The sequence below is a fragment of the Mariniphaga sediminis genome (assembly GCF_003573545.1).
Taxonomy (GTDB): Bacteria; Bacteroidota; Bacteroidia; order Bacteroidales; family Prolixibacteraceae; genus Mariniphaga; species Mariniphaga sediminis.
This window is the reverse complement of the sequence record NZ_QWET01000046.1, coordinates 1-4,547: the sequence shown is the minus strand read 5'-3', so window position 1 is coordinate 4,547 and position 4,547 is coordinate 1. Positions and strand designations below refer to the sequence as shown.

Here is a 4,547-nt window from a genome sequence, read left to right as displayed (position 1 = left end):
TCATTTTCAGCATCAACTGCATCTTCCAGCGAAACCGGGAATAGTGTTATTTGTGTCCTGTCTTGTCCTTTAATGTATTTCATGCCTGAAGGTACTAAATACCTGTATTTGTCGCTGTTGATATATGCCTGAGTTTTTAACAAAATATGGTTAGGTTTTTAGACAGTCTGACGGTCACTTGTAAGTTGTCGTTGCGGATTTCGGAGCTCGTTCCTGTCCGGCAGGACGGAACGATGTTGCGAGAATCCAGCGAACGACACACCACAAACCCCGCAATGCAATTTACAATTTGTTATAGCCAGTTTTTTTGTATTTAATTTTAATATCTCTGTCATAATAAATTAAGAAATCCAGTCAAGCATATATTCTTTCCTTATCCACCTATTGTTTTCTTTTATTAGAATCAAATAAAATCCTGCACCAGAACGTGCACCAGAAGTTGTGCTGTAATAAATAAATGCCAAATCTTTATTTTTATTAAATCCTGGTCTTGAGACTCTAACTATTGGATTGTACTTATATTTTCGATGATATTTTTCCCCACCCTCCACGCTCAAAAATATCATTTAATTCTTCTTTTGTCAGAATGTGAATTGAAGCTTGCTCATTTTCAATTTCAGGTAGGATGATTGATGTTTCGTTTCTTAAAATAAAATCTTTGAATGTTACGGAGTCAAGAAGTGATAGTCCATTTCGATTGAACATTTCTAAGGTAGAAAACTTCGGGTCGAATAAAAATGTTTCTGTCTTATTCAATAATACTAATTGAGGAGTCTTGTTTTCTTTAATTTTCCATATTGTTCCATTTGGCTTATAGATTGTATCATTCCTTTGGCTTTGAATCGTAGTATTAATCACTTCAATAATTATAGAATCCTCCAAACTGTTTTGTGCTTGTCCATAATTTAAAGACAGGATTATTGTCAGAAATATTATTGTTGCAATTAGTATCTTCATTGGTTTTTCAAAATTGGCTATAACGGTTGGTACATGTTGTCGGGGCGGATTTCGGAGAGCGTTCCTGTCCGAAGGACATGGAACTGCGAAACGAGAATCCGCAGTTGGCGTACCACCGAACCCCGCCCTGCAATATGTACTGTGTTATAGCCAGTTTTTTAATTTATTTATTTTTTCAATGTCGTTTTTGTCAAGTAAATTTATTTGAATGCTATATTTTATATTTCCAATTAATGACTTCTGATACTTTATTGAAATTGAATTCCAGGTTGATATCTGTACTTTGTCAGGAACAACAATGTTATTCAAATTTATTTCCTGCTTTTGATTTTCGCTTTTAATAAAAATAACAGGCAGATTTAAATTAAACATCCCATTAAAATATCCTTTTTCTTTTGGAGTAATTAGAAACAAATCGTCTGAAATATACATTTCTGCTTTTATAGGCATTCCTCCAACAATAGTTCCTTTTCCAACAGAAGACTGATTAAAACGAATTTTTACTTTATCAAAATTGAATTTACTCAACTTTTCCAACGTATATTTTTTTTGTCGTAATTGAGCTAATGAAACAATCACAATGATTGATACAAACATTAAAATAAATCCGAGTGGTATTAATATGTCAATTATATCCATTTCAGGTTCGTGTCAATGATTTCTTATTGTTAATTTGTTTCTGCAGTTTATTCTTCTTGAAAATTCCGACCTATCTTTTTGTCGAATTGGATAATTAATTTTTCTAAAATTTCCAATGGCAAATCAACTCGGAATGTTGAGATTTGAATCTTCTTTAAATCATCATTTCTAAAAATCTCAGCGACTATTTCATCTTTGTCCCAAAGTTCAATTCCAAGTCCATTCCGCACAATGTCACTTGCTATTATTGTCTTATATCTGATATTGTCTACGGTAATTTCCATCTTTTCAAAATTGGCTATAACGGTCACTTGTATGTGGTCGGGCGGGATTTCTGGAAGAAATCGTGTCCGACCCGCAGGAAAGTGGGCGAATGGTCTGACTTGTCAGACCGAAAAGGCCCCCGCCTGGCATATACAATTTGTTAACGGCAGGTTTTTTTATTTATTCATCGTCAGGTTGTAAACAGTATAAAAGTATCATTTTCCGACCGAAAGTTTCAAATAACCACGTCGCGTTTAATTTTTTTTTGTCCTCAGTCAAAACAGCTTGTGGGTTGCAGGTAACCGCTGCCGGTTACTTCGCCGGGACGTGAGCCTTGCCAGCCTTGATTTAAGCTGCTGGCGGAAAACTTGCCTGCACTAGCTATTCCTGCCAATTTTATTCCTTCCCATGTACAAAACGGCCAAAATTCAAACTGTCAGGTAACTAACTGCTATTCTTTAAAAAAGTGCTGAACAGTCAGGCCGAAAAACAGTTTAGGCAAATTGTCAAACCCCAAAAAATTGGCTTACTGCGCCAAACTTTGCTTTGCAAGTTTTATGATAGCAATTTTACAAGCGAGCAAAAAACCAAAGAACGAACTTATCAGATAACTACCCATTTTTTCTTGAACTTGCCGTTAACGGTTTGGCTATGAAACGTGGCAAAATTTCGGAGCGCTTTACTTTCCACCGGAAAGTGAAGTGTGAACGAATTGCCCACGTTTCCACCGAGTACTGATTTGCCATGTTTTATGAGCCGTTGTTGTGTGGTCGTACTTTTATTAATTTATCAAATAATTCAGTTGTTCTTATAATATTTCTTCTTTCAAGCATTTTTCCATGCTTTTCAATTTCAACTAGTCCAAAATAACTCAAAAACCTTTCAAAAGTTCTTATTGAATAACAGTTGCTGGCATATTGTTCTGCAGTTCCATAAGTTGGAGTAATTGTTTCAATAAACTGAGGGAAGGCTTTAAAGTATTTCTCAGCATAGAAAGAGTCAAATCGCTTTTCTGCTCCATATTTAGATAACAGTATCAATGAAAAACCGTAACCATGCTGTCCAATTAGTTCATCTTCATAACCGTCATAATACGCCCAACTAAACTTCTGGGTCATTGTTTTAAAAATCAATTCAAACAATTTCTGATTATCAGATGCAATTTTTTCACCATTCTTTGTCAAACTTAACTTGCTATTTCTTTTTTTAGTCAAACCAGCTAATTCAGCTAAAAGTTTGGTAAGATTAACAGTTAAGGAGTCACTTTCCTTATAGAGTTTGGAAATTCCAGATGAGAATTGATACTCCTCTAAAAATCCTTGATTATAAATATTATGAACAATTTTTGTTGGTAAAAATCCTTTTGCTGTAAGTTTTATTGCGCCCGAATTATTAATCAAATCCACGTAATATTTAACCAAGTTAAACATAGGACTATGACAATAATCGGAATCCCTAAGTTTTTGCAAAATTATCGGGCTACTAGATTCTAATGTAAAATGCAAAACATTATGCATTTCAAATGGTGAATATCCTTCAAATTCAGAAATTGAATGATTATTCTGCTCGTTCATTGATTGATTAATATGTTTTCGTATGTCGTCTAAGTCCATATTCCATTTTCAGTTAATAGAGGTCTACATGTATGCCACACAACGGTCACTTGTATGTGGTCGGGCGGGATTTCTGGAAGAAATCGTATCAGACCCGCAGGAAAGTGAGCAGAAGGTCTGACTTGTCAGACCGCTAAAACCCCCGCCTGCCATATACAATTTGTTACACGCTGGCTTTTTATTCATTTTTTTTATAATCCAAATACGATGGTGATGATTCAATTTTAATTTTAGTAATATCTTCTTTTGTCCCAGTATATTTATGTAAATCTTTGGGGAAAATCCAATCTTCCATGGTTGGCGACAACTCTGACGAAGTTGAGAATGAAGTTCCTTTTTCAGTCATAGCAACCCAGGTTTTAGCTGTCAAATGAAATGTCCACTGAGCAATTTGTTTATATTTTTTATGATTATTGGATTTAAATTCTAGTGTACACAATATTTTATTTTGGATTACTGGCTCGTCCCATCTCATATTTTCAAAAACAATGTTTTTAGTTTTTGTTTCTCTTGACAAAACAATCATTGGCATCCAATCTTCAATGACTGCTTTTTTTATCCACTCGAATCTATTTTTAGAAATTCTATTTCCATTAACTATCCATTTAGCATGAAAAATCTCATAATGATTTGCGATTGGTAAATCTGGAAATGTCACTTTTAGTCTCAATTTTTCAATCTTTCCAATTTGAGCTCCATTATTTGTAATGCTAATTGGAATAATAAAACTCGGCAAAAACCATTTTTCATCTCCGTTCTTTATTGGGTAAACTCTAAATGAACAATGTCCAACAGTAAAAATTGGAGTAAATTTTGAAAAATAGGATTTCCACAATGCAACAAATGAAACAAAAAAAGCAATGATTGAAATAAATATTGCAATTAGTGAAATCCAGTTAGTTGTTGTCATAATGTGATTGTTTTTTGTGTCTTTTTAAGCTTGCGTGTAACGGCAGTCTGTCTAAAAACCTATTTTGGTATAGGAGATTTGAAAACTATTGGAGGGTTTTAGAAGCAGGTTTAAAATTTTCGGATTTTTCATTGTTAGTTTGAGTAATTGGTTTATCTGGTTTA

General features: G+C 33.9%; 5 protein-coding genes. All 5 read right to left on the bottom strand.

Annotation, left to right across the window (positions count from 1 at the left end; all coding sequences use genetic code 11):
• Nucleotides 1–516 precede the first annotated feature (516 nt).
• On the bottom strand, nt 517–957 hold the full coding sequence (locus D1164_RS23400; protein ID WP_119352331.1) for a hypothetical protein: 441 nt from the start codon (nt 955–957) through the stop codon (nt 517–519).
• Nucleotides 958–1,101: 144 nt separating this feature from the next.
• The gene (locus tag D1164_RS23395; RefSeq protein WP_119352330.1) at nt 1,102–1,596 is read right to left on the bottom strand and encodes a hypothetical protein; all 495 of its coding nucleotides are present in this window, start codon (nt 1,594–1,596) and stop codon (nt 1,102–1,104) included.
• Between the two features lie 47 nt (nt 1,597–1,643).
• On the bottom strand, nt 1,644–1,880 hold the full coding sequence (locus tag D1164_RS23390; protein ID WP_119352329.1) for a hypothetical protein: 237 nt from the start codon (nt 1,878–1,880) through the stop codon (nt 1,644–1,646).
• Between the two features lie 729 nt (nt 1,881–2,609).
• Nucleotides 2,610–3,473, bottom strand: a complete 864-nt coding sequence (locus D1164_RS23385) for a hypothetical protein (protein ID WP_147372283.1) — start codon at nt 3,471–3,473, stop codon at nt 2,610–2,612.
• A 178-nt stretch (nt 3,474–3,651) separates the two neighbouring features.
• Nucleotides 3,652–4,383 (bottom strand): hypothetical protein, encoded by a 732-nt coding sequence (locus D1164_RS23380; protein ID WP_119352327.1) that lies wholly within the window; start codon nt 4,381–4,383, stop codon nt 3,652–3,654.
• Between the last annotated feature and the right edge of the window lie 164 nt (nt 4,384–4,547).

Excerpts from the sequence above, each read along its gene's own strand:
- D1164_RS23400 (WP_119352331.1), bottom strand. The coding sequence starts at position 957 with ATGAAGATACTAATTGCAACAATAATATTTCTGACAATAATCCTGTCT.
- D1164_RS23395 (WP_119352330.1), bottom strand. The coding sequence starts at position 1,596 with ATGGATATAATTGACATATTAATACCACTCGGATTTATTTTAATGTTT.
- D1164_RS23390 (WP_119352329.1), bottom strand. The coding sequence starts at position 1,880 with ATGGAAATTACCGTAGACAATATCAGATATAAGACAATAATAGCAAGT.
- D1164_RS23385 (WP_147372283.1), bottom strand. The coding sequence starts at position 3,473 with ATGGACTTAGACGACATACGAAAACATATTAATCAATCAATGAACGAG.
- D1164_RS23380 (WP_119352327.1), bottom strand. The coding sequence starts at position 4,383 with ATGACAACAACTAACTGGATTTCACTAATTGCAATATTTATTTCAATC.